A 26,904-nucleotide genomic window follows, 5' to 3' on the forward strand; every position below is an offset into this window, starting at 1 on the left:
ACATGACGGGGCCGCGCCGCGCCCGGAGAACGCGATCCGGGCCTCCCGACCGCCCTTCCGCGATCATGCGTGCGTATCTTCCGAACGCGCGCACAGTGCCCCCGATCCTGCTCCCTGCGCGGGCGCGGCGCACGCCGCCCCGACGCGGACAACCCCTCGTTCACCTTCCGTTCACCAGCGGGGGTGATCCCCGTCACCTCGCGTCCCTACAGTCGCTCCCGGGTCGGCACCGGCCCAGGGACCGCAGTGGTCCCACTGCATTCCATTCCCGAAGGGACCCCTGTGAACATCAAGCGAATCGGTTCGATCGCAGCAATCGCGATCGCCGGCGCAGTCGTGCTCTCCTCGTGCGCGGCAAACGAGGACGCGGGCAGCACCAAGTCCTCCTCCACCAGCGGCAGCGACTACTCGAAGCTCTCCGGCACCCTGACCGGCTCGGGCTCGTCCGCACAGCAGACCGCGCAGGCCACCTGGGCCGCCGGTTTCCAGGACGAAGCCAAGGGCGTCACGGTGAACTACACGCCGGACGGCTCCGGCGCCGGCCGCGAGAACTTCATGTCGGGTGCCGCGGACTTCGCCGGCTCCGACGCGGCGCTGAAGGACGAGGAGCTCTCGGGCAAGTTCGAGTCCTGCAAGGCGGACACCAAGGGCATCGACATCCCCGTCTACATCTCCCCGATCGCCATCGCGTACAAGGTCGACGGCGTCAGCGACCTGACCCTCGACGCGAAGACCATCGCGGGCATCTTCTCGGGCAAGATCACCAAGTGGAACGACTCGGAGATCGCCGACCTGAACAAGGACGCGAAGCTGCCGGACGCGAACATCACGGTCGTGCACCGCTCCGACGACTCGGGCACCACGCAGAACTTCTCGGAGTACGTCTCCGCGAACGCCGGCGACGTCTGGACCGAAGAGCCGAGCCAGACCTTCCCGTACTCGGTCGGTGACAGCGCGAAGGGCACCTCCGGTGTCGCCTCCGCGATGGGCAACGCCACCAACGCCATCACCTACATCGACGACTCCGGCGCCGGTGACCTCGACCGCGCGAAGCTGATGGTCGGCGACAAGGCGACCGAGATCTCGGCCGACGGTGCCGCGCAGGTCGTCGCCGACTCGAAGATCGCAACCGGCCGCGAGGACAACGACCTCGCGATCGACATCGACCGCAAGGACACCGCTGACGGTGCCTGGCCGCTGGTCCTCGTCTCCTACGCCATCGCGTGCCAGGAGTACAAGGACGCCGACAAGGCCGAGCTCGTGAAGGGCTACCTGGACTACGTCGTCTCGAGCGCTGCTCAGGACGCCGCTGCGAAGGAGGCCAAGTCGGCCGCCCTCTCCTCCGACCTCGCGTCGAAGGCCAAGGACGCGGTCGCGTCCATCAAGTAAGGCCCCCTGAGCGCCCGGACGCCGGTCCCACCCACATGACCGGCGTCCGGGCCCTCGCCCGTCCGGGCCCCACCGGGAGTGCAGCACCACCGCCGCCACCGGGAGCGCAGCACGACTGCCGCCACCGGGAGCACAGCATCACCGCTCCCACCGGGAAGAGCCCGCACCCGGACGTCCCACCCCGCTCCACCACCCGCACCCGTCGCCTCCCCCGGCGTTCCTCCGACTGGAGTACCCCATGACGACCGCACCGGCCCAGCCAGGGGCCACCGTCACCCCGATCAAGCCGAAGGCCGTCGTCCGCGTCGGTGACCGGATCTTCTCCGCCGCCTCGGTCATCGCCGGCGGCCTCATCCTCTTCGTGCTCGTGCTCGTCGCCGCGTTCCTCGTCTGGCAGAGCATCCCGGCGTTCTCCGCCAAGGTCGGCGAGCTGCCCGGGAAGGCCACGAACTTCTGGGACTTCGTCGGCCCCCTGGTGTTCGGCACCGTCTGGTCCGCGCTCATCGCGCTCGTGATCGCCGTGCCGCTGTCCCTCGGGATCGCCCTCTTCATCTCGCACTTCGCGCCGCGTCGACTCGCTCCGGTCCTCGGCTACGTCATCGACCTGCTGGCCGCGGTGCCGTCGGTCGTCTACGGCCTCTGGGGCATCGCCGTGCTGGCTCCCCTGGTGAAGCCCTTCTACGTGTTCCTGAACGAGTACCTCGGCTGGTTCCCGCTGTTCTCCGGTCAGGTGTCCGGCACCGGCCGCACGATCCTGACGGCCTCGATCGTCCTCGCCGTCATGGCGATCCCGATCATGACGGCGGTCATGCGTGAGATCTTCCTGCAGGCCCCGACCCTCAACGAGGAAGCGGCCCTGGCCCTCGGCGCGACCCGCTGGGAGATGATCCGCCTGTCTGTCCTGCCGTTCGCGAAGTCCGGCATCGTGTCCGCGATCATGCTCGGCCTCGGTCGTGCACTCGGCGAGACGATGGCGATCGCGCTGGTGTTGTCGGTCTCGACGAACGTCACGTTCGAGATGCTGACGTCGCAGAACCCCTCGACGATCGCCGCGAACATCGCTCTGCAGTTCGCCGAGGCTTCCGGGACGGCACTGAACGCGCTCATCGCGTCGGGTCTCATCCTCTTCGTCATCACCCTGGTCATCAACATGCTCGCGCGGTACATCGTCCGCAGCCGAGTCAGCTGAGAGGTCGCACCCGATGTCCCTCGCGCTCCGTCAGACCGGCACCGCCGGCAACGTCTACGCCAACGGCAAGCTGCACGCGTCCGTCCCGTGGCTGCTGCTGGTCGGCAGCTGGGTCGCCCTCGTCCTGGTCTTCGCCCTGCTCAACGCCGGTGGCGCCGTCAAGGACTTCAACGTCGTCGCCGCGATCTTCCTCGGCACGGTCCTGTTCGACGTGCTCATCGTCGTCGTCTCGCGCATCGTCGAGGGCGGTCGCAAGGCCGTCGACCGCCTGGTCACCTCGCTCGTCATCACGGCGTTCGTCATCGCGGTCCTGCCGCTGGTGTCGCTGCTCTGGACGGTCATCGCCAAGGGCGTCGCCCGCCTCGACGCGAACTTCTTCTCGTACTCGATGCGCGGGGTCATCTCCGAGGGCGGCGGCGCGGTCCACGCGCTCATCGGCACCCTCGAGATCACCCTGTTCGCGGCGCTCATCTCGGTGCCGATCGGTCTGCTCACCTCGATCTACCTGGTCGAGTACGGTCGTGGCGCGCTGGCGAAGGGCATCACGTTCTTCGTCGACGTCATGACGGGCATCCCGTCGATCGTCGCCGGGCTGTTCGCCTACGCGCTCTTCGCCCTGTTCCTCGGCCCGGGTGCCCGCTTCGGTCTGGTCGGCTCCGTCGCCCTGTCGGTGCTGATGATCCCGATCGTCGTGCGCTCCACCGAAGAGGTGCTGAAGATCGTCCCGATGGAACTCCGCGAGGCCTCGTACGCCCTCGGTGTCCCGAAGTACCTGACGATCCTCAAGGTGGTTCTGCCCACGAGCCTCGCGGGCATCATGACCGGCATCATGCTCTCGATCGCCCGCGTCATCGGTGAGACCGCCCCGCTGCTCGTCACGGCCGGCTTCACCGCGAGCATGAACTACAACCTGTTCCGCGACCCGATGATGACCCTGCCGGTGTACGCCTACACGCAGTACTCGCAGCAGGGCGCCAACCCGGTGCCGTTCGTCGACCGGGCGTGGACCGCGGCCCTGGTGCTCATCCTGATCGTGATGCTGCTCAACCTGCTTGCCCGGATCATCACCCGCCTCTTCGCCCCCAAGCTCAGCCGCTGACCGTCCGCCCCCGCGGATCCAGCGTCACCACCCACCCAGAAGGATCAACGTGTCCAAGCGCATCGAGGTCGACGGCCTCAACGTCTACTACTCGAAGTTCAAGGCGGTCGAGGGTGTCGACATCACCATCGAGCCCCGCACCGTCACGGCCTTCATCGGCCCGTCGGGCTGCGGCAAGTCCACCTTCCTCCGCACCCTGAACCGCATGCACGAGGTCATCCCCGGCGCCTGGGTCGAGGGATCGGTCAAGATCGACGGCGACGACCTGTACGGCCCCGGCGTCGACCCCGTGCTCGTCCGCCGTCAGGTCGGCATGGTCTTCCAGCGACCGAACCCGTTCCCGACGATGTCGATCCGCGACAACGTGCTCGCGGGCGTCAAGCTCAACAACAAGCGCGTCTCCCGCTCCGAGGCCGACGACATCGTCGAGCGCTCGCTGCAGGGTGCGAATCTGTGGAACGAGGTCAAGGACCGCCTCGACAAGCCCGGCATGGGCCTGTCCGGTGGCCAGCAGCAGCGGCTCTGCATCGCCCGCGCGATCGCGGTCGAGCCGGACGTGCTGCTGATGGACGAGCCGTGCTCGGCCCTCGACCCGATCTCGACCCTGGCCATCGAGGACCTGATCGAGGAGCTCAAGAAGGAGTTCACGATCGTGATCGTGACCCACAACATGCAGCAGGCGTCGCGCGTCAGCGACAAGACGGCGTTCTTCAACATCGCCGGCACCGGCGCTCCGGGCAAGCTCATCGAGTTCGACGACACCGCGACGATGTTCTCGAACCCGTCCGTGCAGGCCACCGAGGACTACGTCTCGGGCCGCTTCGGTTGATCGGCATCCGTCCGTCGCGCTGACGGACGGCCTGGAGGCCCGGTGCACGTCCGCCACGGACGCGCACCGGGCCTTCGTGGTTGCGCCGGGTGCCGCGGCGGCCCGCAAGACGTGCGCATGTTCCGACGATCCACGCGTCGATCGACTCGTGGTTCGTCGTTCGATGCGCACGCAGACGTTGCGTGCGCATGTTCCGACAGTCCGCGCGTCGATCGACTCGTGGAACGACGAAAGGTGCCCGCGCATCGACTGCACGGGCACCTTCCGGAGGATCTCAGGCCGTGGTGGTGGGGACCGCCATGATCGGCGACGAGGTCGGCTGCTTCGAACCACCGGCGGGCTCGACCGTCATGCCGATCGTCGCACCCTCGGACATCGCACCCTTCAGCACAGCGGAGTGCACACCGTCCGCCGCGCCGTCGACCAGGCCGGCCGACTTGATGGCACCGCCCTGCTCCTCGGAGCCGATGTACCAGAGCTCGTACGTCTTGCCCTTCGGCGCCTGCTCGACGCCGTCCAGGATCACCGCGGACTTGCCGAGGTCGTTCGACCACACGACCGTCGCCGAACCGCCGCCCGCGACCTTGGTCGTGGTGCGCTGGAAGTCCGACGCGGCGTAGATGCGGTCAAGGCCGCTCGAGGCCTGCGTGGTGCCCGGTCCGGAGCCGTTCGGGTCGAAGACCGATCCGACGCCGAGTCCCCCGAAGAAGACCGCGGCGACGGCAGCAGCGGCCGTCAGCATCACCGCCGGACGCTGGAACCAGCGGCGGCGAGCCTCGGACGACGCCCGGCCACCGGCGGTGGGGCCGTCGGCGATCGAGGTGACGGGCGCAGGGCGGGCCTCCTGGGCGGGGGTGGTCTCGGCGACCGGGGTCTGGTCGACCGTCGTGTCGGCGAGGGGTGCGGCCTGCGGGGTCGTGGCGATCCGGGCCAGCAGCGACGCCTTCAGCGACGCGGGGGGCTCGATCGGTGCGACGGCGTAGGCGAGCTGCAGCGCGGTCTCGCGCAGCGAGTCGTTCTCGGCCTGCAGCTCGGGGGACGTCCGGAGGGCGTCCTCGAGGAGCGCGCGCTCGTCATCGGACAGCGCGTCGAGTGCGTGGGACCCCGTCATCAGTGCGGGGTCGTCGTGGCGTTCGGTCATGAGGTCACCCCCATCTCGTCTCGGAGTCGGATCATCCCGTCACGGAGACGGGTCTTGACGGTGCCGATGGGGACACCGAGGTGTTCGGCCATCTCGCTGTGCGAGTAGCCGCCGTAGTACGCGAGTTGCACAGCCTGCCGCTGGAACTCCGTGAGCTTCGCCAGCGCTCGGCCGACGCGCTCGTGCTCGATGCGGATCTCGACGGACTCGGAGACCTGGTCGAAACCGGCCTCGAGGTCGCGGATGCCGATCTTGGTGTCGCGGTCGTGCGAGGACTGCGAGGCGCGGACCCGGTCGACCGCGCGGCGGTGGGCCATGGTGAGGACCCAGCTGGCGGCCGTTCCGCGCTTCCGGTCGAAGCGGGTGGCCTGCTGCCAGACTTCCAGGAAGACCTCCTGCGTGACCTCTTCCGACTGCGCGCGGTCCCGGAGGAGCCGCGTGATCAGACCGAGGACCCGGCCGGACAGTGCGTCGTAGAGGTCCGCGAAGGCGGCTTGGTCACCGGAGGCGACCCGGGCGAGGAGGTCGTCCGGCGATGCCTGAGCTGGCTCTGACGAGCTCCAGCGTTCGGTGTCGCTATCCACGAGGGCAAGCATTGCAGGTTTCCCTCCTCTCGGTTGCTTTCGTTGACCAGGCGGGTAGCACGAAGCCCCCGCATGGGCGGTCGAGACGAGGGGCCGGCGTGACCCACAGGGAATTGACCGGCGGTGCCGGTCCGGGTCACACCGGGCCTCTCGCTTCGTGACGGGCATTCCGTCCGCCACGATGATGATTCGGCGCGGTCCCCGCTGTGGATTGGGCGGGGATCGGGATTTCTCGGCGGCGCGGGCGCGGCGGGCTCCCCGCGGGCGGTGCGCTGGCACGCCCGGGGCCGGTTCTGTCCACCATGAGTGAACAGGGTCGAGTGATCAGCCGACGTCTCGTAGACTGGTGATCGCCGGGCCGCAGCAAGCCCCGGGCTCCAAAATTCGCCGCTTCGAGCGGCCTCGCGCCGAGAGGCGCTTTCTGCGGCTCGGCTTCTCCATGCCCGGATGCGTTCCGCGCTCGCGCGTCCGGTCGCGACCGTGCGCGTCGTCGCGAAGCTCCGCGCCCCTGGCCTGGAGGCTGGGTGCGGGTCCGCCCCGCCGCCCGCTCAGTCCAGGCTGTCGCGACGCCAGAGCGCCGCCGCCTCGGTCAGGTCGGCCGCCAACTCCGTCAGGCGGAGCGCCCGCGTCGTCAGCTCGCCCGCCCGCTCGGACGCGACCAGGTCGGACTCGTCCGCCACGGCGGTCGCACCGGCGGCGGTCAGGCGGCAGAACGATGCCCCGCGGTCCAGCGCCACCGCGAGGTCGCCCGTGTACAGGCCGTGCAGGATGCGGTCGGCGAGCGTCAGGATCTCGGCCGGGCCGGTCGGTTCCTCGGCACCCGCGACCGCCTGGTCGATCGTGCCGATCTGCGCCGTGCCCCGTTCGAACAGGTACGCGATCTCCTCCGGGTTCTGCCGGATGACGATCCGCACCAGGTAGACCCGCCAGAGCGCCCCAGGCAGGGTGTGCGCCCCCACCCGCGCCCACAGCTCCGCGATGGCGTCGATGCCGTGCACGTCGGTGTAGGTGACGAGCCGCTCGACCACGGCGGGGTCCGGGTCCTCACGCACACGGTGCAGCAGGGCGTTCGCGGTCTCGTGCGCGACACGGTTCACCAGCGCCGGGTCCTCACCGCCCTGGATGGCGGCGAACTCGGCGTCGGTGAAGTGGACAGGACGGTGGTGATCGCGAGGCACCGCAGCAGTGTAGGCGCGGCCGGTGACACGCCCGCGGCCCGTTCGCCGAGAACGCAACGACTGCGCCGCGCGTACCGTGTTGCGGCAGGGAGGCGCTCCTCCCTGCACGTGAAGGAGAGGATCTTCCATGAACGCCCTGCTCATCATCCTGGCTGTGATCGCAGTCATCCTGCTGTTCGTCGGCGGGTTCGCCGCGAGCCTGAAGTTCCTGCTCTACGTCGGCATCGTGCTGCTGATCATCGCGGTCATCGCGTGGCTGCTGCGAACGCTCACCGGACGCCGGGGCTGACCCGCTCGCACGGTTCTGTCCCAGAGGCCCTCACCCGCTAGCCTTGCGGGTGAGGGCCTCTAGCTCAGTTGGTAGAGCACCGGACTTTTAATCCGAGGGTCGTGGGTTCGAGCCCCACGGGGCCCACCACCAGTCTTCCCTGTTGCTCTTGTCTACAATCGGTCCGATGGGCCGAGGATCGCAGCGCGAACGGCCGGGCACCCCCAACGACCCGGCGACGATGCCGCGACGCCGCCGCAGACTCGTCCCCGCACTCGCCCTCGGCGCCATGGCACTCGGGGTCTCCGGACTCCTGCTGATCCTGCCGAGCGTGTCGAGCGCCTGCCAGCCCGTCTCCTCGTCGACCTCGGCCTCGGCCGTCGCGGCCCCCGGGGTCTCGGCCGAGCGGATCGCGGCGGCGATCGAGCCCGGATCGCGTGTCCTGATCGTCGGCGACTCGTACACGTCCGGTCGTGGGTCGACCAGCGGGATCCACGGCTGGGCCCAGGACATCAGCGAGGACCGCGGGTGGAAGGCAAAGATCGACGACTACCCGGGCACCGGCTACGTCGACGTCGGCGCCTCCGGTTCGTCGCACTTCACGTTCGGTCCCCGGATCGAACGAGACGCCTCCTTCGACCCGGAACTGGTGATCGTGCAGGGCAGCCAGAACGACTGGCTCGTCGACGCCGACACCCTGCGCGCCGCCGTCGAGCGCACGCTCCGCACGGCGCAGCAGACCTGGCCGGACGCGGTCGTCGTCGCGTTCGGTCCGTCGGCACCCCTGCCGCACGCGAAGACCACGGTCGGTGTCGCCGCCTCGGTCTCGTCGGCTGCAGCCACAGTCGGGGTCCCCTACATCGATGCCCTCGCCGGCCGGTGGTTCACGACCACGAACAGTCCCGGGTACTCGGCGCCCGACGGCGGGCACCCGAACGACGCCGGCCACCAGTACCTGGCTGACCGCGTCAGCGAGGCGCTGGACGCCCTCGCCACCCCCGCCGACAGTGCCCGGTGCGCCTGACGGGTGCCGTCCGCTCCTGAACGGGGTACAACCCGTCCCCAGCGAGCTCATGGGAGATCCCCTGCACAGCACAGTCGGTCCCCAGCGGACTGTTGGGCTCCCGCCGATAGTGTCGTTCCCGGATCCGATCACCGGATCCTGCAGCACCGCACCACCACGAACGAACGGGGTACACCGTGATCGAGCCCATCGAAGCCACGCAGACCAGCACCACCGGTGACGCGCGCCGCATCGTCGAGCTCGCAGCAGCGACCAACACGACGATGAGCAACGAGCTCCTGCTCGACACGCTCCGCCGCAACGCCCAGGTCACGACCCGCCACATCCGCAAGGACTTCATCGAGGTCGCGACCGCCACCGCCGTGCTCGGCTACGTCTGCCGCCAGCGCAAGGACTTCATCGCGCTCCGCGGCGACGACCCGGCCTGGGCACACGAGGTCGGCCGGTACGCGACCGAGTCCCTCGCGGTCGAGGCGCTCCGGATGCGCCGCGGCTGACGCCCGGCTTCCGACACGAACGCACAAGGCCCCGCCGGACACCCGGCGGGGCCTTCGTCGTGTCAGCGGTGCGAGCCGACCGGAGTCCTCAGGACCAGACGCGGCGGATCCCCCACGAACCGGTCCAGGTCTCGTCCGGCTCGAGCCAGCGCAGACCTTCGCCGGAGTTCAGGGCGTTCGCGGGTGCCGTCATCGGTTCGACCGCGACGGCCAGGCCCTTCCCGTCGCCGCGCGGGTACTCGCGCGACGTGAAGACCTGCACGTACGGGAACGAGGCGTCCTGCCAGAGCTCCACCCCGTCGCCCTCGGGCCCGTGCATCGTCGTGCGGCGGATCCCCTCGGCGTCGGGGGTGACGTCCGTGTACGCAGTGTCGAGGTCCGAGTCCCCGGCCCGCCGGCCCTGACGGAGGTCGTACGGCGTGCACTCGACCGGCACCGACCCGTTCGGCACCTTCTGCTCGTCGACGGTGAACGCGGTCGCGGCGTCGAGCGTGACGACCAGGTCGTCGGCGGGGGTGTCACCGGCACGCAGGTACGGGTGCGCGCCGACGGCGAAGGGTGCGCGGACGCCCGAGCGGTTCGTGACCTCGTGCGTGACACGGATGCCGTCGTCGACGAGCTCGTGCAGCACGCGCGTCTCGAGGGTGAAGGGCCACCCGTGCTGCGGGTGGATCGTCGCTTCTTGCTGGATCGACGTCTCGGCCTGCGACACCACCCGGTACGGGGCGAAGCGGAGCAGCCCGTGCGAGGCGTTGCCGTACTTCGGCTCCGAGATGTCGAGCTGCTGCCGCTTGCCCTCGAGCTCCCACACACCACCGGCGACGCGGTTCGGCCAGGGCGCCAGGACGATGCCGTTCGCGCCCGGCGGCTGCTCGGTGACGGCGAACGGCTCGGTGATGTCGAAGCCGGCGACACGGAGTTCGCGGATGCCCGCGGCGACCTCGGTGACCACGGCTTCGACGACCCCGTCGGGTCCGGCGTGGTGGAGGCGGTACTGCCCACCAGTGGGTGCTGCGGTCATGGGGTGTTCTTCCTTCCGGCTGGTTCGGTGCGCTGCTCGCCGTCGGCGACGATCACCTGGGCCCCGGCCGCCCGGATCGTGGCGACCGCGTCGGCGTCGGCCTCGGCGGTGACGACGACGTCGATGTCCTCGAGCGCGCGGACGACCCCGATGTGGGCCCGGCCGAACTTCGACCCGTCCGCGACCACGACGGTACGCCGGGCCGTCGTGGCGAGCATCCGCTTGGCCTCGGTCTCGGGCAGGTTCACGTTCGTCAGGCCGTGGTCGACGTCGAGGCCGGTGCCGCCGAGGAACACGAGGTCGGCCGCGATCATCGGCAGGACGGCGCCGTTGAAGGGTGCGACGAGCGAGTGCTGCAGGGGCCGGAGGGTGCCGCCGGTGACGATCACGGTGAAGCGCGGGACCGCTCGCTCGAGCGCGAGCGCGGTGGTGAGGGAGTTCGTGACGACGGTGACGCCCGTGAGCTCGGTCCGGGCCACGAGCGCCTCGGCGACGGCGGCCGGCGTGGTGCCGACGTCGAGGACGACGCACTCCCCCGGCCGCACCAGCGCCGCGGCCGCACGGCCGATGGCTGCCTTGGCCACCTGGTGCTCGACGGCGGTCTCCTCGAAGGGGCGCTCGGTGGAGCCGGCCCCGAGGCGGACCGCGCCCCCGTGCACCCGGCGGATCCGGGCCTCCTGGTCGAGGACGGCGAGGTCCTGGCGGACGGTCACCTCGCTGGTGCCGAGGGACGCGGCCAACGCGGCCGTCCGGACCATGCCCGGGGCACCGTCGACGATCGCGACGATGCGGTCCTGCCGCAGGGGCGCGGGCAGCGCGCCGGCGAGGAAGGAGAGGTCGGCGTCCGTCATGTGGACAGTTTCGCTTGCTTCCGATGTCCTTCGCAACGCTTCGGATGGGCGCTAGGCTGTTCCGGTGATCACCAAGCGCGTGACGAAGCTCGCGGACGGCCGCGACCTCTTCTACTTCGACGACGCCGACTCGACGCTGCCCGCGGAACGCAGCATCGACGACCGCGTGCTCGACCCGCGGCCCGAGACGGCGCGGATGCGGCAGGACGTCCTGACGGGTGAGTGGGTGTCGATCGCTGCGTCCCGGCAGAACCGTGTGTTCCTGCCACCGGCCGACCAGGACCCGCTCGCGCCCCAGAGCCCGGCCAACCCGTCCGAGATCCCGAGCCGCTACGACGTCGCGGTGTTCGAGAACCGCTCGCCGTCGTTCGGACCGCTGCTCGAAGCCGACGACGCCCCCGAGTCGCTCGAGTCCCTGAGCGACGTCGGCCTGAACCGCCAGCTCCGTTCGGTCGGCCGGTGCGAGGTCGTGTGCTTCTCCCCCGAGACCTCCGGTTCCTTCGCCTCCATCTCCGAGTCGCGTGCCCGCACCGTCGTCGAAGCCTGGGCCGACCGCACCGCCGCGCTCTCCGCGATGCCGGGCATCCAGCAGGTGTTCCCCTTCGAGAACCGGGGCGAGGCGATCGGCGTCACGCTGCACCACCCGCACGGGCAGATCTACTCGTACCCGTACATCACGCCGCGCACCCAGCGCCTGCTCGCGAGCATCGAGCGGTTCGGGCCGGACCTGTTCGAGCAGCACCTCGCGAACGAGCGGGGTTCCGAGCGGGTCGTCCTCGCCGGCGAGCACTTCACCGCCTTCGTCCCGTTCGCCGCGCGCTGGCCCATCGAGATCCACATGCTGCCGCACCGCCACGTGCCCGACTTCGCCGGCCTGACCGACGCCGAGAAGGACGAGCTGGCGCACATGCACCTCCGGCTCACCCGTGGGCTCGACGCGCTCTACGGCGACCCGACGCCGTACATCGCCGCGTGGCACCAGGCGCCGGTGCACACCGCCCGCGACACCGTGCGGCTGATGCTGCAGATCACCTCGCCGCGACGTGCGGCGGACAAGTTGAAGTTCCTGGCCGGCAGCGAAGCCGCCATGGGCGCCTGGATCGGGGACCTCGTGCCCGAGAAGGCGGCCGAGTTCATCCGACAAGGAGTCGAGCGCGCATGACGTTCCAGCAGGTCTACGGGTACGAGCCGACGGTGCGGTACTCCGCACCGGGTCGCGTCAACCTGATCGGTGAGCACACCGACTACAACGACGGCTACGTGTTGCCCTTCGCGATCGACCGTCGCACCACCGCGTCCATCGCCCAGCGCGACGACCGGATGATCCGCGTGGCATCGGCCTTCGACGCCGCGAGCGAGCCTGTCGCGCTGTCCCTCGACGACCTGTCGCCCGGGGCCATGGACGGCTGGTCGGCCTACGTCTTCGGGATCGGCTGGGCCCTGCGCGAGCAGGCGGGTGCCGATCTGAGCGACAAGACCGGGTTCGACGTCTTCATCGAGTCCGAGGTCCCGGTCGGCGCCGGCCTGTCGTCCAGTGCCGCGATCGAGTGCGGTGTCGCGCTGGCGTTCAACGACCTGTGGGCACTCGGCCTCGACCGGAAGTCCCTGGCGCGCGTCGGGCAGTACTCGGAGAACCACGCTGTGGGCGCCCCCACGGGGATCATGGACCAGTCGGCCTCGCTGCTCGGCGAGCAGGACGCCGTCGTGTTCCTCGACTGCCGCACGCTCGACACCGCCGTCGTCGACCTGGCGCTCGAAGCGAACGGGCTCGAGGTCCTGGTGATCGACACCCGTGTCGAGCACGCCCACGCGACCGGTGGCTACGCCGCTCGTCGGGCCTCGTGCGAGAAGGGCGCCGAGGTGCTCGGCGTCGAGGCACTGCGTGACGTCAGCATCGAGGACCTGCCCCGTGCGCAGGAGCTCCTGGACGACGAGACCTTCCGTCGTGTGCGGCACATCGTGACCGAGGACCAGCGTGTCCTGGACACCGTCCGCACCCTGCGCGAACAGGGCCCCCGGGCGATCGGTCCGCTGCTGGTCGCGTCGCACGAGTCGATGCGCGACGACTTCGAGATCTCCGTTCCGGAGCTCGACCTGGCCGTCGCCACGGCCGTCGAGCACGGCGCCGTCGGTGCCCGCATGACCGGCGGGGGGTTCGGCGGTGCGGCGATCGCGCTCGTCGACCAGGCGTCGCGTGACGCGATCGCCGCAGCAGTCACCGCCGCGTTCGCCGACGCCGGGTACCGCGAGCCGAACGTGTTCACGGTGCGCGCCGCGCAGGGCGCTCGGCGCGACTGACCGCTGCGGCGCAGGCCGTCACCCGCGCGCTCGGCCGCTCGGCGCTCGACGTTTCGCGCTCAGCGACAGGTCACGCGGCGATCAGCCCGTGAGCTGTCGTTCAGCACGAAAGCACGGCGAGGCCGGACGAGCCGTGCCCGCCGTGCGTTCGACGGCTCGGTCGACTCAGCCGAGGTAGTCCGCGTACCGGACGTGCTCCACGACGTTCCCGAGCACGAACGGGTGCGCCCGACCGTGCTCCACGGCCCACTCCACCCACGCGGACTGCGCCGGCATGAGCAGCCACACCAGCGCGGTGGTCCCGAGCACGGCGGCCAGGGTCAGGCCCATCACGGTGTGCTCGTCGAACCGGGCTGCCCCACGGCGGGCGATCGCGACGACGAACCCGACGACTGCGAACCCCACCGTCGCGAGCGTCCACCCGAACCAGGGACCCGACGTGAACGTGTACTCCTGGCCGGCGTGCACGAAGGTCGTCGCCCAGGTCGACCCCGGAGCCTGGAACAGCACGCAGATCGCCACGATGACGATCAGCCACCGGGCGTCCTTGGTCAGTTGCGACGGCTCGGGCCGGGGTCGCATCACCGGCGCCGTCTGCAGTCGTTCGTCCCCCATGCCGCGACCGTAGCACCGGCGGGGTGCACTTCGTGAGCAGCGATGGTCGGGTGCGATGACGCCACCCGACCATTGCTGCTCACGATCGCGACCGCGCCGAGCCCCGCGCGGCCGCGCGTGCTACGACAGCTGGCGCTCGGCGGCCTCGACCACGTTCTTCATCAGCATCGCGCGGGTCATCGGCCCGACGCCGCCGGGAGTCGGCGACAGGAAGCCCGCGACCGATGCGACCGCGGGGTCGACGTCGCCGTGCAGCTTCGCCTTGCCGGTCTCCTCGTTGACCACGCGGGTGATGCCCACGTCGATCACGGCGGCACCGGGCTGCACCCAGTCCGGCTTGACGAGCCCGGCGACCCCGGCAGCGGCGACGATGATGTCGGCGCGACGGCACTCCGCGGCGACGTCGGCGGTCAGCGAGTGCGTCAGGGTCGCGGTGGCCTCGAGTCGCGTGAGCAGCAGGCCGAGCGGCCGTCCGACGGTCAGCCCCTGTCCGATGATCGTCACGTGCGCACCACGGATCGGGATCTCGTACGCGTCGAGCATCGCGACGATGCCCCGCGGGGTGCACGGCAGTGGTGCGTCGATCGTGCCGGCACCACCCGGCACGGCGAGCACCAGCTCGCCGAGGTTCGTCGGGTGCAGGCCGTCGGCGTCCTTCGCCGGGTCCATCAGCTCGAGCATCGGCGTCGGGTCGATGCCCTGCGGCAGCGGGAGCTGCACGATGAAGGCGGTGACGCGGGGGTCGTCGTTCATCTGCAGGATCGCGGCCCGGATGTCCGCGGCGCTCGCGGACGACGGCAGGTCGATGCGGTGCGAGTCGAGGCCGATCGACGCCGAGTCGCGGTGCTTGCCCGCGACGTAGGACATCGAGCCGGGGTTCGCGCCGACCATGATCGTGCCGAGGCCCGGACGGATGCCGTGCTCGTGCAGGCGGTCGATCCGGCCCCGCAGTTCGTCGAGCGTCCGGGCGGCGAGGGCCGTGCCGTCGATGCGGACGGCGCTGCCCTCTCCGTCCCAGAGCGTCCGAGGGATGGTGCCGCTCACGCGTACAGCGGGAACGCGTCGGTCAGGGCCTTCACCCGTGCCGAGAGCGCTGCGACGTCCGGGTTCGGCATGAGGGTCAGCGCGATGATGTCGGCCACCTCGGTGAACTCGGCGTCGCCGAAGCCGCGGGTCGCCAGCGCCGAGGTGCCGATGCGGACACCCGAGGTGACCATCGGCGGGCGCGGGTCGAACGGCACCGAGTTGCGGTTCACGGTGATGCCGACCTCGTGCAGCAGGTCTTCGGCCTGCTTGCCGTCGACCTCGGACGTGCGCAGGTCGACGAGCACCAGGTGCACGTCGGTGCCACCGGTGAGCACGTCGATGCCCGCGGCCTTGGCGTCGTCCGCGGTCAGGCGGGCGGCAAGGGCCTGGGCGCCGCGGATCGTGCGCTCCTGACGGTCCTTGAACTCGGGGGTGCCGGCGAGCAGGAACGCGGTGGCCTTGGCGGCGATCACGTGCATGAGCGGGCCGCCCTGCTGGCCCGGGAAGACCGCGGAGTTCAGCTTCTTGAACAGGGTCTCGTCGTTCGACAGGATGATGCCCGAGCGGGGGCCGCCCAGGGTCTTGTGGACCGTCGACGAGACGACGTGGGCGTGTGGGACCGGGGACGGGTGCAGCCCGGCGGCGACGAGGCCGGCGAAGTGCGCCATGTCGACCCAGAGCTTCGCGCCGACCTCGTCCGCGATCTCGCGGAACTTCGCGAAGTCGAGCTGGCGCGGGTAGGCGGACCAGCCGGCGATCAGGACCTTCGGCTGGTGCTCGATGGCCTTCGCGCGGATGTCGTCGTAGTCGACCTCGAACGTCTCGGGGTCGACGCCGTACGCCACGGCGTTGTAGATGCGGCCCGAGAAGTTCAGCTTCATGCCGTGGGTCAGGTGACCACCGTGGGCGAGCTCGAGGCCGAGGATGGTGTCGCCCGCCGAGGCGATGGCGTGCAGGACAGCGGCGTTGGCCGTCGCGCCGGAGTGCGGCTGGACGTTGGCGTACTCGGCACCGAACAGCGCCTTGGCACGGTCGATGGCGAGCTGCTCGGCGACGTCGACGTACTCGCAGCCGCCGTAGTAGCGCTTGCCCGGGTAGCCCTCGGCGTACTTGTTGGTGAGCACGGAGCCCTGCGACTCGAGCACGGCACGCGGCACGAAGTTCTCGGACGCGATCATCTCGAGGGTGTCGCGCTGGCGGCCGAGCTCCTGCTGCAGGACGGCGGCGATCTCGGGGTCGACCTCGGTGAGCGGGGCGTTGAACGCGGCGCGGGCGGCGGCCTGCTCGGCCACCTCGGCAGAGTCGGAGACGAACGGGGGCAGATCGGCAATGGACACGGGACTCCTACGGTGTGCGGACGACCAGCTGGTCGCACTCGGACGGTCGGTCGGTGCAGCCCAGGCGTACGGCCGCGCACCGTGTCTATGTCGCTCCCTGATGGTGACCCATCCAACGCCAGTCGCGACGTGACGATCGTACCGAGCGACCCCGCCCTGTGTCACCCTGGATGCATGACGCTGCTCTCGCCCGACGTGGACGAACGGACCACCACGGACGAACGGACCAGTGCACGGGCGGACACCCCGTGGGTCACCGTGGTCTGGGACGACCCGGTCAACCTGATGTCCTACGTCACCTACGTCTTCCAGCAGCACTTCGGGTTCTCGCGCGCGCAGGCCGAGCGGCTCATGCACCAGGTGAACGACGACGGCCGCGCGATCGTGGCAACGGGCCCGCGCGAGTCGATGGAGGCCCACGTCCAGTCGATGCACGGCTACGGCCTGCAGGCGACCGTCGACAAGGCCCCCGAAGCGTGATCCCGTTCGTCCGCCGCGCCGACGGCGTCCACCTCGGCCTGTCCTCCGGCGAGCGCGACCTGCTCGCCTCGCTCACCGAGCAGCTGCGGCAGGTGCTCGGCGGCGACCTGTCCGCCGACCCGATCAGCGAGCGGATGTTCCCGGACGCCTACCCCGGTGACGACGAGGCGAGCGCAGAGTTCCGGAAGTACACGCAGTCCGACCTGCTCACGCAGAAGACGACGAACGCCTCGATCGTGCACGAGTGGCTGACGGGCACCCGCGACGGTTCGCTCGACGCCGAGGACGAGCAGGCGTGGCTCCGCACCCTCACCGACCTGCGGCTGACGATCGCCGACCGGCTGGGCATCGAGGACGCCGACGACGAGGAGCGCTCGGTCGAGGCCGACGCGGGCGTCGGCCTGCGCGACGTCTACGACTGGCTCGGCTTCGTACAGGAACACCTGGTCGTCACGCTCACGTCGCGCTGACGGCCCACGGCCTGGAGGCCCGGATCACCTCCGGCGCGACGGGTCACCCCAGCAGGTCGTCGCGGTGGGCTCGCGCCCAGTCGGCCAGGCTCCGCGGTGCGGTGCCGGTGATGCGCAGGACGTCGGCGCTCATCACGTCGACGCCGTCGAGGCCGCGGCGGACGACCCGGCCGAACTGCTGCCGGAGCCCCTCGGCCTGCCAGGCGGGCACCCCGCTCAGGCGCAGCACAGCGGCGTAGACCCGGCTCGGCAGGTGCAGGGGGCGCACGGGTCGGCCGAGCCCTTCGGCGAGCGCGGCGGCGACACCCCGCGCATCGAGCAGGTCCGGGCCGGTGAGCACCGGTTCGGTGCCGTCGTGGCTGTCCTCGGTCAGCACCCGCGCCGCCGTCCGGGCGATGTCCTCGGTGTCGATCCAGCCGATCACCCCGCGGCCCGTGGTGTGCGGGAACCACCCCCGTCGGATCGCCGGTGCCGAGGGCTGCACGTTCGTCATGAACGACGAGGGGTGCAGGATCGTCCACGCCAACCCGCTCTCGCGTACCAGCCGGTCGGTGTGCCAGGCGGCGCTCGCCCACGACATCGGGGAGTGCTCGGCGGCGTCTCCGCCCGACAGCTGCACGATCCGTCCGACCCCGGCCCGCTGTGCCGCTCGGACCCCGCTGGCGCCCTGCTCCCGCTGCCGCTGGCTGACCGGCGTCACGAGGAAGAAGCGGTCGGCCCCGTCGAGCGCCGCGGTGAGCGCGTCCTCATCGTCCAGGTCGGCCAGGCGACCGTCGATGCCGCGTGCCCGGAGCGCGTCGACCTGCTCGGGGCGTCGGACCACTGCGCGGACCGTCACCCCTGCCGCCCGCAGCAGCTCCGCGGTCTTGCCGCCGACGTCCCCGGTCACGCCGGTGACCGCCACGATCTCGCCCATGTCTGCTCCTCGTCCCACTGACCCGTTCTGGTATCAGTTTCCTGATACCAGAACGTACGCCGGTACGATCGCCCCGTGCCCCAGGAACTCCCAGCCCCGCGCGACGACGTCGACGGCATCGTGGCGTGGACGGTCATCCGGGCCGCACGGACGCTCTCCCGCCGACTCGCGGCCGAGCTGGCGCCGCTCGGGTTGACGCCCGTCGAGTTCGGCGCGCTCATCCAGCTCGCAGCGGCCGGCGAGCTCAGCCAGGCCGACCTGGCGCGCGCGGTCGGCGTCCGACCGCAGAGCATGACGACGCTCGTCGGGGGGCTCTCGACGCGGGGACTCGTGGAGCGGGGCGCCGCACCGGGCCGGGGACGGGCCTCCCGGATGCGACTGACCGACCAGGGCGAGGCGCTGCTGGCACGCGCCCACCCGATCGTCCGGGCGAGCAACGCGTGGTTCGGCGACGGTGCGGAACCGATCTCGGCGGCCCTGCTCCCGCTGCTCGAGCCGGACGCGGGCGACGACGGGTCCGCCGTTCCCTGACCGACATCGGAAGCCTCGCCCGACGCCGAGTGGGCAGAAGACGACGGCTCGCACCCCCGCACCCGACGTCTTCTGCTCACTCGACGACCGCCGGACGTCCTGAAGCCTCGCCGCCCGCGGACCGGTGGCGTCGGGGCATGGCGAAGGGCGGCGGGTTCAGCAGTGACACCACGGCAGGCGCGATCTGGAACGTGGTGATCTGCGGCATCCTCTGCATCGGCATCCCGATCGCGGCGATCGTCAACGCCGACCGGGGTTCCGCGTCCGTCGGCATCGGCATCGCCGCGACGGTCCTGGCCCTGTGCATGGAGGTCTCCTTCGTCCGCCGCCTGCTCGCGCACCGGCGCTGACGCTTCGTGAGCACGAGTGGTCGAGTCGCCGCGGCGCACTCGACCATTCGTGCTCACGAAGCACCTCCCCCGCGGCCGGTACCCTGATCCGGTGACCGACCCGACCCCCACGCACTGGACCCTGACGCTCGTCTGCGACGACCAGCCCGGGATCGTGCACGCCGTCTCCGGAGCGATCGTCGCCGCCCAGGGCAACATCACCGAGTCGCAGCAGTTCTCCAGCGCCGACACGAACACCTTCTTCATGCGCCTGCAGGTGATGGCGCCGGTGGACCGCGCCGCATTCGAGGCCGCGCTCGCCCCCGTCGCCGCCCGCTACGACGCCCGCGTCCAGCTCGACGTCGTCGGGCGTCCGCTGCGCACCCTCGTGCTCGTGTCGAAGGCCGGTCACTGCCTCAACGACCTGCTCTACCGGCAGCGCGGCGGACAGCTGCCGATCGAGGTGCCCCTCGTGCTGTCGAACCACGCGGACCTGTCCGAGCTCGCCGCGTTCTACTCCGTGCCGTTCGAGCACCGTCCGGTCACCGACGCCGAGTCGAAGGAGCAGATGGAGCGGCGCGTGCTGCAGGCGGTGGAGGAGCACGACATCGAGCTCGTCGTCCTCGCCCGCTACATGCAGATCCTGTCGCCCGAACTCTGCGCCGCGCTCGAGGGCCGTGCCGTCAACATCCACCACTCGTTCCTGCCCGGCTTCAAGGGCGCGAACCCGTACCGGCAGGCGCACGCCCGCGGGGTGAAGCTCATCGGCGCGACCGCGCACTTCGTCACGAGCGACCTCGACGAGGGCCCGATCATCGAGCAGAACGTCGTCCGCGTCGACCACACCAAGGAACCGGCCGAGCTGGTGTCCATCGGGCAGGACGAGGAGTCCCGCACGCTCACCCAGGCGGTGCGCTGGATCGCCGAGGACCGCGTCCTGCTCGACGGCGCCCGCACCATCATCTTCAAGTAGGCAGCACCATGACCAACGCCCCGCAGTCCCCCGTCGACTGGGAATCGGTCCCCGACCCGGCAGCCGTCCGGCAGCCGCGACCGCGGTTCGAGGCCTGGAAGGTCGGGCGCATCGCCGTGATGGTGTTCGGGCTGTTGTCCCTGGCCTTCTGGGGCTACTGGTCGTGGCAGCTCCCACTCCCCGGCTACCTGTTCATGGTCGGCGCCCCACTGTTCGCCGCGGTCGTCTGGTACTTCTTCCGCTCACCGCGCTCCCCGATCGAGACCGACATCGTCGGCAAGACCATCGTCGAGGTCGCCCTGGTCGTCGCCGCAGGCGCGACCTGGATCTCCATCGGCCATCCGGTCGTCGGGATCGTCTTCATCGTGATCGCCGCCCTGAGCGGCGTGATCGCGTTCCGCAAGGAGACCGCATGACCGCCACGGGCCTCCAGACCGGCCGGGAGGCCCAGCGCACGCTGGTCCGCGCGGCCCGCGTCGTCGACGCGGCCGGCACCACGGCCGACGGCTGGGTCCTGGTCGTCGGCGACACGATCCACGCGACCGGCGCCGGTCCCGAGGCCCCCGCGGCCGACCAGGTCGTCGACCTGGGCGACCGGGTCCTGACGCCCGGGTTCGTGGACCTGCACGGGCACGGTGGGGCGACCGAGGCGTACGAGGACGACTCGTTCGACGGCTCGCTCGCGATGCACCGCGCGCACGGCACGACCCGTTCCGTCCTGTCGCTCGTCGCGAACCCGGTCCCCGCGCTGGTGGCGTCGCTGACCCACGTCCGTGCCGTCATGACGACCGACCCACTCGTGCTCGGCGTGCACCTGGAGGGGCCGTTCCTGTCCCCGCACAACAAGGGCGCCCACAACGAGTCGTTCCTGATCGACCCGACGCCCGCTGCGGTCGACGCGTTGCTCGAAGCGGGCGAGGGCGTCATCCGCCAGGTCACCATCGCGCCCGAGCTGCTGGGCGCGCTCGACGCCGTCCGTCGGTTCGTCGAAGCCGGTGTCACGGTCGCCGTCGGCCACACGGTCGGCACGTACGACCAGGCCCGGGCCGCCTTCGACGCCGGCGCGACGATCCTGACCCACGCGTGCAACGCGATGCCCGGCCTGCACCACCGCGCGCCGGGACCGATCGGCGCTGCCGTGGCGGACGACCGCGTGACGCTCGAACTCATCCTGGACGGCGTGCACGTGCACCCGGTCGTGGCGGACACGCTCTTCCGGGCGACGCCGGGTCGTGTCGCACTGATCACCGATGCGATGGGTGCTGCCGGCGCCGCGGACGGCTCGTACCGACTCGGGTCGCTCGACGTCACGGTGACCGACGGCGTCGCACACGTCGCGGGGACCGAGACCATCGCGGGATCGACACTGACGCAGGACGTGGCGCTCCGCAACGCGGTCTCGCTCGCCGGGCGGACCCTGCCCGAGGCCGTGGCGGCGCTGACGAGCGTGCCGGCCGGCGCGCTCGGGCTCGGCAACCGCCTGGGTCGGCTGGCGCCGGGGTTCGCCGCGGACCTGGTGGCGCTGTCGCCGTCGCTCGAGGTCGAGCGCGTCTGGGGCGGCGGGCGCGAGCTGCGCTGAAGTGAACACGGCGTAGACGGCTCGCTCGGAGACGTCACGGCAGGTCGGTCGGGCGGGGGTTGAGGGGCTCACCGAACCTCGGGGCCCGGCCCGGGACGCAATGGCCGTCGATGGACACGTCCGCGTACGAATCGAACGCCTGGAAGAAGATGGCGAACCCGTCTGCTGCTGTCCCACCGAGGTACCCCTTCGGGTAGCTGATGACCGTCCGCTCCGGCGCGAGTTCCGTGTCGTGCTGAACACGCGCACCTTCGTACCCGATCGCTGCGAGGGCCCGGGTGACCCGCTCGGCGACCTGATCGGCTGTACCAGGAAGCGGGAGCCGCCGAGTGCTCGCGTAGGTGTACTGCGCAGCGTCCTCGCCATCACTTCCGCAGAGGTTCCACCCGGGGTCCTCGTCACCCCAACCGTCCTGCCCGACGACCGAGCGCACGGCGGCGAAGATGTCCAGGACGTCCTGGTGCGACTGTTCGACGTTCATCGACGTGTCCTTCTGGATCGGGGAGTCCGGGGCAGGGCCGGTGCACCCGGTCAGGAGTGCGGTGACCACCAGGGCTCCGGCGAGTGCGGCGCCCCGCGGTTCAGAGCGTGGGGTCACCGGTGCCCCCGGTCTGCCAGCCGTACATGAGCCAGTCGTCCTTGGTCTGCTGCCGCATCCGGTCGAAGGGGCCGCCCCGCTCGGGGATCTCGTCCCCGTGTCCCATCGCCGCTCGTGCAGCGTTGTGCTGGGCGGTGGTCCCGTCGTCGAAGTACGAGTACCGGCCGTCGTCGTCATCGCCGTCGTACGGCCCGTGGCGGGTGACGCCGTGCAGGGTGTCCGACCCACGACCCTCGGTCTCGGAGCTGAACTCGTGCGCGTCCCACGTGGACTCGGTCGGGTCACGGCGACCGGACAGGTTCTGCCCGGTGACGGCCCAGCCGTCCTTCGCGCCCTGGGTGGCGAAGACCTGCCCCTCGGGCACGTGCAGCGCGGACGCGTTCGGTACGGCGTCCGTCACGCCGGCCGAGCCGAGCAGCACCACGTGGTCGGCGTGCGTCTTCGTCAGGGCGATCGTCGCCACGGTCGTGCCGTAGGAGTGCCCCATGACGGTCAGGTCGGCGTCCCGCCCGGCAGCCGCTCGCGCCGCGTGGAACCCGTCGAGGTCGGCGACGAGTCGCTCGGCGCCCGCTCGCGCTCGGTCGTCCGCCAGGACGGTCCGGAACGACGGGTCGTCGGCCATCGGCGGGTGGTAGCCGATCCAGGACACGACGGCGATGTCACTGCGGCGGATCCCAGCCACACGGGCCTCCTCACGACGCATCCCGCGGGCGATCGCGCTGTAGTCCTGCACCGTGCCGTCCTGGTAGGTCGCGGTGTTCATGCCCGGCACGATGACGCTGACGTGCGTGGCACGGTCGAGGTCACCCGCGACGATCTGCGCGAGCGGTGGACGGTCGTCGACGAGTGCCACCAGTGAGACCGGCGTCGTCGCGAGGGTGTCCTGGATGTTCCGGTAGGCGTCACGCTGCCGTTCCCAGACGAGCAGCTGCTCGCGCGCCGCGGCCGCGTCGGCGGGGTTCCGGGCGGCGTCGTGCAGCTCGCGCCAGTCGCGCACCTGCCGCCGTGCGTGTGCGAGCCGGTCGGCCAAGACCGTCGTGTTCGCCCGTGCCCGCGCCCAGGAGGCGACACCGTTCAGGTTGCCGATGGCCGCCGGCATCGCCGCGACGAACGCCCGCTGGGCCGCGGACGGCGCACCGTCGACGCCCGACATCGCCTGCCACCACCCGGCGACCTGCGCCGCGTCGATGCCGGCGAGCCGCTTCGCGACCCGCGAGTCGCCACCGAGCGCAGCGATGCTCTCCGGATCGAGGGTGGCGAGCCACGTGAGGAACTGCCCGTCGCTCATCGCGGACACGACCGCGGCGGAGACCAGCTTGCCGAGCACCGAGCGGTCCTCGAGCGCAGCGGCCGCCGCTCGGTCAGCTGCGGCCCGGCGGGCGACGAGCTCGTCCCACTGCGCCGACAGCCGAGCGTCCAGCCCGGCCAGCCACTCCCCGCTGTGCTGCAGCTGTTGCAGGAGTGCCCGATCCGACTCGACCGCGTCCGGTCCGGATGCCACCGCGGTCGCGTCGCGGATCGCTCGGTCGTTGGCCGCGATGTCGTCCGCGGTGTTCCGCCGCGTCGTCTGCAGGCTCGCGGCGTCGTCCTGGATCTCCCGCACCTGGCGCGCGTAGGTGGCGAGTGCAGCCGACGCCGCGTCCAGCCTCGCCGCGACGCGATGCGCACTCGCCGGCATCGCCGCTGCCGCCACGAGGAACTGTTGTTGTGCCCGCCCCGCCCAGCCCGAGGCGGCGTGCTCGGCAGCGACGAGCACGTGCCGGGCGCCGTCACGGACCGCGTCCGAGCGGTCTTCGTGCCTTCGGGCGATCCGCTGGATGCCGTCCGGATCGCCCGCGACGGGGTCCGCGCTCACCGGACCCGCCGGGCGAGGTCGGCGTCCGCCCGCAGGACTGCTTCGGCGGCGGTGGTCACGTACGCACGGAGTGTGTCCGCGTCGTCGCCGAGCGAACGGATCATCGCATCGTGGGCCGAGGACGATGCGATGAACGCGGATGCGACCGCCCCTGAGCCGAACGCACCGCCGTCCGAACCGGACAACGGTCGCTCGGGATGCAGGTCAGTGACCGCTCGCCCCGCCGCTCGCGCGACCGCCTGCATGGTCGGCAGATCGACCGTCAGATCCCCCATGGTTCCCCCTCGTGTTCCCCGAGGAGGTCAACATATCACCACTGAAGTACGGTGTGTCAAGGGGTGTTCAGTGATCGATCGGGCGCCCCCGCTCGCCGCTCGCCCAGCCCGTGGCCGCCGAGTTGCCCACCCGCAGTGACAGGGTGCCGCCACGCGTCACGAACGATGCCGGCACCCACGACCGCTCGTGTGTCCACCCGTTCAACCGCGCCCCCTGCACGTACGGCTCGGTCCCCGAGGACCGGACGACGAGCCGCTCGCCGCTGGAGCGTCGGATGTCGACCGTGCTGAACGTCGGGCTGCCGATGAGCATCTCCGCTCGCCCGGGCGTCTGCGGGAACAGCCCGATCGAGGCGAAGACGTACCAGGCGCTCATCGTGCCGAGGTCGTCGTTGCCCGGAAGCCCACCGGGGCCGGTCGAGTAGGCGTCGTCCACGACCCGGCGCACGGTCTCCTGCGTCTTCCAGGGCGTGCCGAGTGCGTTGTACATCCAGGGTGTGTGGATGTCGGGTTCGTTCGTCGGGTCGAACTTCGTGGCGTCCCCGCCCGTGACGGCCCAGTTGCCCGAGGCGTCGTGGAAGAAGTCGTCGAGCCGTGCGACGGCGGCGTCGTCACCACCGAGCGCGCTCGACAGCCCCCGCACGTCCTGCGGCACGAGCCAGGTGTACTGCGCACTGGTGCCCTGCGCGAACCCGGTGCCGGTCGAGGGCGACCAGCCCGGCGTCCACGATCCCTCGGCCTGCCGAGCGGCTTGGTGGCCGACCGCCGCGTTGAAGGTGTTCTTCCAGTACCCACCACGAGCGGCGAACATCCGGGCATCGGAGTGCAGTCCGAGTGCGCCTGCCCAGTACCCGAGCGCGCTGTCGGAGATCGAGTCCTCGAGGGTCTCGGCCGCACCACCCCAGCAGGCGCAGTCGTCGTTCGCGGCGTACTGCCGATCCAGGTACTCGTCGAGCGCGGGCCGCTGCGACAGGCACTGTCCGGGGCACCCGACGTCGCTCTCGGCGTCCGCGTTCTCGACCGTCGCCTGGCGCTTGAGGGAGGCGTACGCGGCCCGGACGTCGAAGTTCCGGACGCCCATGGCGTACCAGGTGGCGAGCGTCGCGGCCGAGGGGTCGCCGGTCATCACGTGCGTCGGCGCTCCGAGGTGCAGCCACCGGTCCCACACCCCGCCGTTCTGCTCGGCGAACCGCAGCATCGACTGCGCCATGTCCCCGGCGACGTCCGGCCGCAGCAGGGCCAGCAGCTGGATCTGCGCCCGGTACTGGTCCCACCCGGAGTACGTGCCGTAGACGGCCCGGTGTCCGCGGTCCATCCGGTGCACCCGCAGGTCCGGCCCGAGGTAGCGCCCGTCGCGGTCGTTCAGCGTGTTCGGCTGCATGAGTGCGTGGTAGACGGACGTGTAGAGCTGGGTGGTGCGGTCCGCCGTGCCGCCACCGACGCGCAGGCGCGACAGTTCACGGTTCCAGGAGGCCCGTGTGCCTGCCGCGACGCTGGCGACGGTCGAGCGCCCGGTCACCTCGCCGTCACGGTTCGCGACCGCCCCGGCCGCGCTCACGTACGAGATGCCGATCTTCGCCTGCACCGTCGCTCCGCGACGCGCATCGAACCCGACCCACGCGCCGGAGCCGCGTCCGGCGCGGTCGGCGCCGGTCAGGTAGCCCTCCCCACCGGAGGAGGACGTGCCTCCAGGCTGGACCGTGCCGTCCTTCCAGGTGCCGGTGCTCGCGAACGCAGTGTCGAAGGTCGCGGTGAAGTAGAGGCGGTAGTAGCTGCGACGGTCCGGGTTGGTGGCGCCGCCGCCGTTCGCGCGGCGGCTGCAGAAGCCGCCGGTCAGGACGCTGCCGCTGACGGTGCGGGTGCGGGGGTCGACGCGGGTGACCGCGGCCTCGCTGCCGTTGATCGAGTTCGAGGTGCGGAACAGCAGGTTCGCGTCCTTGCCCGCCGGGAACGTGAACGCACCGACGCCGGCACGCGTGGTCACGGCGAGGTCGGTGCGGACGCCGTTGTCGAGCGTCACGCCGTAGCGGCCGGGGCTCGCCGACTCCTGGTCGTGCGAGTACCCGGCGGCGTAGACGGCGTCCTTCGAGTCTGCCGACGGCGAGGTCGTGACCGGGGTGGTGACCGGCATGATCGGCACGTCGCCGGCTGCACCCGGAGCGCACCCGGCGCCGTTCAGGTGCGTCAGACTGAAGCCACGCAAGCGGTTCACGTCGTACGAGTACCCGTTCGCGACCGGGGTCGACGTCTGGTCACCCGCGGTGCCCGTGGGACTCCACTGCATCATCCCGAACGGCGCCGTGGCACCCGGCCAGGTGTTGCCGTTGTTGCTCGTGCCGATGAAGGGGTCGACGTACCGCGCAGGATCGCTGACGGTCCGCCCGGCCTGTGCCGAGGGCGAGCCCACAGCGGGCGCGGCGACGATCCCCGTTCCCACCAGGGCGGCGATCGCGGCCACCGCGGCGAGCGGGAACGGACGGACGAGCGGGCGACGGTGCACGCGAGATCGGTTCACATCGGCGACGCTAGCCCCCTCGGACGGGGGACGCCGC

At 71.0% G+C, this 26,904-nt stretch carries 29 protein-coding genes, 1 tRNA gene and 1 riboswitch; of the genes, 17 read left to right on the top strand and 13 right to left on the bottom strand.

Annotated features, from left to right (window positions below; genetic code table 11):
• Positions 1 to 282 precede the first annotated feature (282 nt).
• The 4 genes from QRN30_RS05840 (at position 283) to pstB (ending at position 4,506) form a co-directional block, all read left to right on the top strand.
• Complete coding sequence (locus QRN30_RS05840) at positions 283 to 1,389, top strand: phosphate ABC transporter substrate-binding protein PstS (protein ID WP_017888091.1); 1,107 nt, start codon at positions 283 to 285, stop codon at positions 1,387 to 1,389.
• 238 nt (positions 1,390 to 1,627) lie between these two features.
• Positions 1,628 to 2,578 carry a phosphate ABC transporter permease subunit PstC gene (gene pstC / locus QRN30_RS05845; protein WP_017888092.1) on the top strand — a complete coding sequence of 317 codons (951 nt, stop codon included), beginning with the start codon at positions 1,628 to 1,630 and terminating at the stop codon, positions 2,576 to 2,578.
• Positions 2,579 to 2,591: 13 nt separating this feature from the next.
• A complete protein-coding gene (pstA, locus tag QRN30_RS05850) occupies positions 2,592 to 3,677 on the top strand; it encodes a phosphate ABC transporter permease PstA (protein WP_017888093.1) in 1,086 nt (361 codons plus the stop codon).
• Positions 3,678 to 3,726: 49 nt separating this feature from the next.
• Positions 3,727 to 4,506, top strand: coding sequence for a phosphate ABC transporter ATP-binding protein PstB (gene pstB / locus QRN30_RS05855; RefSeq protein WP_017888094.1), 780 nt, complete (start codon positions 3,727 to 3,729; stop codon positions 4,504 to 4,506).
• A gap of 274 nt (positions 4,507 to 4,780) precedes the next feature.
• Here the strand turns inward: pstB and QRN30_RS05860 are convergent, their stop codons facing one another.
• From QRN30_RS05860 to QRN30_RS05870, 3 genes are all read right to left on the bottom strand, one after another.
• Positions 4,781 to 5,647: an anti-sigma factor gene (locus QRN30_RS05860; protein WP_284760625.1), complete on the bottom strand. Its 867-nt coding sequence runs from the start codon at positions 5,645 to 5,647 to the stop codon at positions 4,781 to 4,783.
• Positions 5,644 to 6,243, bottom strand: coding sequence for an ECF RNA polymerase sigma factor SigK (sigK, locus tag QRN30_RS05865; protein ID WP_056071845.1), 600 nt, complete (start codon positions 6,241 to 6,243; stop codon positions 5,644 to 5,646). The genes QRN30_RS05860 and sigK overlap by 4 nt, the downstream gene beginning before the upstream one ends.
• Positions 6,244 to 6,779: 536 nt before the next feature.
• Positions 6,780 to 7,409, bottom strand: a complete 630-nt coding sequence (locus QRN30_RS05870; protein ID WP_017888097.1) for a hypothetical protein — start codon at positions 7,407 to 7,409, stop codon at positions 6,780 to 6,782.
• A gap of 127 nt (positions 7,410 to 7,536) precedes the next feature.
• On the opposite strand from QRN30_RS05870, the gene QRN30_RS05875 reads away from it, so the two are divergent.
• The 4 genes from QRN30_RS05875 to QRN30_RS05890 all read left to right on the top strand — a co-directional run bounded on the left by QRN30_RS05875 (position 7,537) and on the right by QRN30_RS05890 (position 9,198).
• Positions 7,537 to 7,698 carry a hypothetical protein gene (locus tag QRN30_RS05875; protein WP_017888098.1) on the top strand — a complete coding sequence of 54 codons (162 nt, stop codon included), beginning with the start codon at positions 7,537 to 7,539 and terminating at the stop codon, positions 7,696 to 7,698.
• Positions 7,699 to 7,751: 53 nt separating this feature from the next.
• Positions 7,752 to 7,827 (top strand) — tRNA-Lys (locus QRN30_RS05880).
• Between the two features lie 37 nt (positions 7,828 to 7,864).
• Entirely contained in the window at positions 7,865 to 8,701 is an 837-nt protein-coding gene (locus QRN30_RS05885; RefSeq protein WP_081612335.1) for an SGNH/GDSL hydrolase family protein, read from the top strand.
• Between the two features lie 176 nt (positions 8,702 to 8,877).
• Complete coding sequence (locus QRN30_RS05890; RefSeq protein ID WP_027466636.1) at positions 8,878 to 9,198, top strand: hypothetical protein; 321 nt, start codon at positions 8,878 to 8,880, stop codon at positions 9,196 to 9,198.
• 88 nt (positions 9,199 to 9,286) lie between these two features.
• On the opposite strand, the gene QRN30_RS05895 is transcribed toward QRN30_RS05890, so the two are convergent.
• Positions 9,287 to 10,219 carry an aldose 1-epimerase family protein gene (locus QRN30_RS05895; protein WP_284760628.1) on the bottom strand — a complete coding sequence of 311 codons (933 nt, stop codon included), beginning with the start codon at positions 10,217 to 10,219 and terminating at the stop codon, positions 9,287 to 9,289.
• Entirely contained in the window at positions 10,216 to 11,070 is an 855-nt protein-coding gene (locus tag QRN30_RS05900) for a DeoR/GlpR family DNA-binding transcription regulator (RefSeq protein ID WP_017888102.1), read from the bottom strand. The genes QRN30_RS05895 and QRN30_RS05900 overlap by 4 nt, the downstream gene beginning before the upstream one ends.
• Positions 11,071 to 11,134: 64 nt before the next feature.
• On the opposite strand from QRN30_RS05900, the gene galT reads away from it, so the two are divergent.
• Together galT and galK are read left to right on the top strand one after the other, a co-directional pair.
• Entirely contained in the window at positions 11,135 to 12,232 is a 1,098-nt protein-coding gene (galT, locus tag QRN30_RS05905) for a galactose-1-phosphate uridylyltransferase (protein ID WP_140448512.1), read from the top strand.
• Complete coding sequence (gene galK / locus QRN30_RS05910) at positions 12,229 to 13,368, top strand: galactokinase (RefSeq protein WP_259576843.1); 1,140 nt, start codon at positions 12,229 to 12,231, stop codon at positions 13,366 to 13,368. The genes galT and galK overlap by 4 nt, the downstream gene beginning before the upstream one ends.
• A 165-nt stretch (positions 13,369 to 13,533) precedes the next feature.
• Here galK and QRN30_RS05915 read toward each other — a convergent pair whose 3' ends face one another.
• The 3 genes from QRN30_RS05915 to glyA all read right to left on the bottom strand — a co-directional run bounded on the left by QRN30_RS05915 (position 13,534) and on the right by glyA (position 16,301).
• Positions 13,534 to 13,983, bottom strand: coding sequence for a hypothetical protein (locus QRN30_RS05915; RefSeq protein ID WP_214518630.1), 450 nt, complete (start codon positions 13,981 to 13,983; stop codon positions 13,534 to 13,536).
• 120 nt (positions 13,984 to 14,103) lie between these two features.
• Complete coding sequence (locus tag QRN30_RS05920) at positions 14,104 to 15,027, bottom strand: tetrahydrofolate dehydrogenase/cyclohydrolase catalytic domain-containing protein (RefSeq protein ID WP_259553061.1); 924 nt, start codon at positions 15,025 to 15,027, stop codon at positions 14,104 to 14,106.
• Positions 15,024 to 16,301, bottom strand: a complete 1,278-nt coding sequence (gene glyA / locus QRN30_RS05925; protein WP_056071863.1) for a serine hydroxymethyltransferase — start codon at positions 16,299 to 16,301, stop codon at positions 15,024 to 15,026. The genes QRN30_RS05920 and glyA overlap by 4 nt, the downstream gene beginning before the upstream one ends.
• 96 nt (positions 16,302 to 16,397) lie before the next feature.
• Positions 16,398 to 16,482: riboswitch (ZMP/ZTP riboswitch) on the bottom strand.
• A 38-nt stretch (positions 16,483 to 16,520) separates the two neighbouring features.
• Here glyA and clpS point away from each other — a divergent pair.
• Positions 16,521 to 16,826, top strand: coding sequence for an ATP-dependent Clp protease adapter ClpS (gene clpS, locus QRN30_RS05930; RefSeq protein ID WP_042539252.1), 306 nt, complete (start codon positions 16,521 to 16,523; stop codon positions 16,824 to 16,826).
• Positions 16,823 to 17,296 carry a DUF2017 family protein gene (locus tag QRN30_RS05935; protein WP_017888109.1) on the top strand — a complete coding sequence of 158 codons (474 nt, stop codon included), beginning with the start codon at positions 16,823 to 16,825 and terminating at the stop codon, positions 17,294 to 17,296. Before clpS ends, QRN30_RS05935 begins: the two co-directional genes overlap by 4 nt.
• Positions 17,297 to 17,339: 43 nt before the next feature.
• Here QRN30_RS05935 and QRN30_RS05940 read toward each other — a convergent pair whose 3' ends face one another.
• The gene (locus tag QRN30_RS05940) at positions 17,340 to 18,212 is read right to left on the bottom strand and encodes an NAD(P)H-binding protein (RefSeq protein WP_052481810.1); all 873 of its coding nucleotides are present in this window, start codon (positions 18,210 to 18,212) and stop codon (positions 17,340 to 17,342) included.
• 75 nt (positions 18,213 to 18,287) lie between these two features.
• On the opposite strand from QRN30_RS05940, the gene QRN30_RS05945 reads away from it, so the two are divergent.
• The 5 genes from QRN30_RS05945 to nagA all read left to right on the top strand — a co-directional run bounded on the left by QRN30_RS05945 (position 18,288) and on the right by nagA (position 21,624).
• On the top strand, positions 18,288 to 18,743 hold the full coding sequence (locus tag QRN30_RS05945; RefSeq protein ID WP_284760629.1) for a MarR family winged helix-turn-helix transcriptional regulator: 456 nt from the start codon (positions 18,288 to 18,290) through the stop codon (positions 18,741 to 18,743).
• Positions 18,744 to 18,880: 137 nt separating this feature from the next.
• On the top strand, positions 18,881 to 19,093 hold the full coding sequence (locus QRN30_RS05950; RefSeq protein ID WP_042539250.1) for a hypothetical protein: 213 nt from the start codon (positions 18,881 to 18,883) through the stop codon (positions 19,091 to 19,093).
• A gap of 91 nt (positions 19,094 to 19,184) precedes the next feature.
• A complete protein-coding gene (gene purU / locus QRN30_RS05955) occupies positions 19,185 to 20,045 on the top strand; it encodes a formyltetrahydrofolate deformylase (RefSeq protein ID WP_110861849.1) in 861 nt (286 codons plus the stop codon).
• 8 nt (positions 20,046 to 20,053) lie between these two features.
• Complete coding sequence (locus QRN30_RS05960; RefSeq protein WP_214584802.1) at positions 20,054 to 20,461, top strand: YrdB family protein; 408 nt, start codon at positions 20,054 to 20,056, stop codon at positions 20,459 to 20,461.
• On the top strand, positions 20,458 to 21,624 hold the full coding sequence (gene nagA / locus QRN30_RS05965; RefSeq protein ID WP_284760632.1) for an N-acetylglucosamine-6-phosphate deacetylase: 1,167 nt from the start codon (positions 20,458 to 20,460) through the stop codon (positions 21,622 to 21,624). Before QRN30_RS05960 ends, nagA begins: the two co-directional genes overlap by 4 nt.
• A gap of 34 nt (positions 21,625 to 21,658) precedes the next feature.
• On the opposite strand, the gene QRN30_RS05970 is transcribed toward nagA, so the two are convergent.
• The 4 genes from QRN30_RS05970 to QRN30_RS05985 all read right to left on the bottom strand — a co-directional run bounded on the left by QRN30_RS05970 (position 21,659) and on the right by QRN30_RS05985 (position 26,867).
• The gene (locus QRN30_RS05970; RefSeq protein WP_284760633.1) at positions 21,659 to 22,222 is read right to left on the bottom strand and encodes a hypothetical protein; all 564 of its coding nucleotides are present in this window, start codon (positions 22,220 to 22,222) and stop codon (positions 21,659 to 21,661) included.
• A complete protein-coding gene (locus QRN30_RS05975) occupies positions 22,206 to 24,077 on the bottom strand; it encodes an alpha/beta hydrolase (protein WP_284760635.1) in 1,872 nt (623 codons plus the stop codon). Before QRN30_RS05975 ends, QRN30_RS05970 begins: the two co-directional genes overlap by 17 nt.
• On the bottom strand, positions 24,074 to 24,352 hold the full coding sequence (locus QRN30_RS05980; protein WP_214562593.1) for a hypothetical protein: 279 nt from the start codon (positions 24,350 to 24,352) through the stop codon (positions 24,074 to 24,076). Before QRN30_RS05980 ends, QRN30_RS05975 begins: the two co-directional genes overlap by 4 nt.
• Positions 24,353 to 24,419: 67 nt before the next feature.
• Positions 24,420 to 26,867 carry a GH92 family glycosyl hydrolase gene (locus QRN30_RS05985; RefSeq protein WP_284760637.1) on the bottom strand — a complete coding sequence of 816 codons (2,448 nt, stop codon included), beginning with the start codon at positions 26,865 to 26,867 and terminating at the stop codon, positions 24,420 to 24,422.
• Between the last annotated feature and the right edge of the window lie 37 nt (positions 26,868 to 26,904).

Origin of the sequence: Curtobacterium sp. MEB011 (assembly GCF_030209655.1) — a bacterium.
GTDB lineage: Bacteria > Actinomycetota > Actinomycetes > Actinomycetales > Microbacteriaceae > Curtobacterium > Curtobacterium poinsettiae.

Excerpts from the sequence above, each read along its gene's own strand:
- QRN30_RS05860 (WP_284760625.1), bottom strand. The coding sequence starts at position 5,647 with ATGACCGAACGCCACGACGACCCCGCACTGATGACGGGGTCCCACGCA.
- QRN30_RS05875 (WP_017888098.1), top strand. The coding sequence starts at position 7,537 with ATGAACGCCCTGCTCATCATCCTGGCTGTGATCGCAGTCATCCTGCTG.
- pstA (WP_017888093.1), top strand. The coding sequence starts at position 2,592 with ATGTCCCTCGCGCTCCGTCAGACCGGCACCGCCGGCAACGTCTACGCC.
- clpS (WP_042539252.1), top strand. The coding sequence starts at position 16,521 with ATGACGCTGCTCTCGCCCGACGTGGACGAACGGACCACCACGGACGAA.
- QRN30_RS05915 (WP_214518630.1), bottom strand. The coding sequence starts at position 13,983 with ATGGGGGACGAACGACTGCAGACGGCGCCGGTGATGCGACCCCGGCCC.
- QRN30_RS05895 (WP_284760628.1), bottom strand. The coding sequence starts at position 10,219 with ATGACCGCAGCACCCACTGGTGGGCAGTACCGCCTCCACCACGCCGGA.
- QRN30_RS05950 (WP_042539250.1), top strand. The coding sequence starts at position 18,881 with ATGGCGAAGGGCGGCGGGTTCAGCAGTGACACCACGGCAGGCGCGATC.
- QRN30_RS05980 (WP_214562593.1), bottom strand. The coding sequence starts at position 24,352 with ATGGGGGATCTGACGGTCGATCTGCCGACCATGCAGGCGGTCGCGCGA.
- galK (WP_259576843.1), top strand. The coding sequence starts at position 12,229 with ATGACGTTCCAGCAGGTCTACGGGTACGAGCCGACGGTGCGGTACTCC.
- QRN30_RS05885 (WP_081612335.1), top strand. The coding sequence starts at position 7,865 with ATGGGCCGAGGATCGCAGCGCGAACGGCCGGGCACCCCCAACGACCCG.
- sigK (WP_056071845.1), bottom strand. The coding sequence starts at position 6,243 with ATGCTTGCCCTCGTGGATAGCGACACCGAACGCTGGAGCTCGTCAGAG.
- QRN30_RS05900 (WP_017888102.1), bottom strand. The coding sequence starts at position 11,070 with ATGACGGACGCCGACCTCTCCTTCCTCGCCGGCGCGCTGCCCGCGCCC.
- QRN30_RS05940 (WP_052481810.1), bottom strand. The coding sequence starts at position 18,212 with ATGGGCGAGATCGTGGCGGTCACCGGCGTGACCGGGGACGTCGGCGGC.
- nagA (WP_284760632.1), top strand. The coding sequence starts at position 20,458 with ATGACCGCCACGGGCCTCCAGACCGGCCGGGAGGCCCAGCGCACGCTG.
- pstC (WP_017888092.1), top strand. The coding sequence starts at position 1,628 with ATGACGACCGCACCGGCCCAGCCAGGGGCCACCGTCACCCCGATCAAG.
- QRN30_RS05960 (WP_214584802.1), top strand. The coding sequence starts at position 20,054 with ATGACCAACGCCCCGCAGTCCCCCGTCGACTGGGAATCGGTCCCCGAC.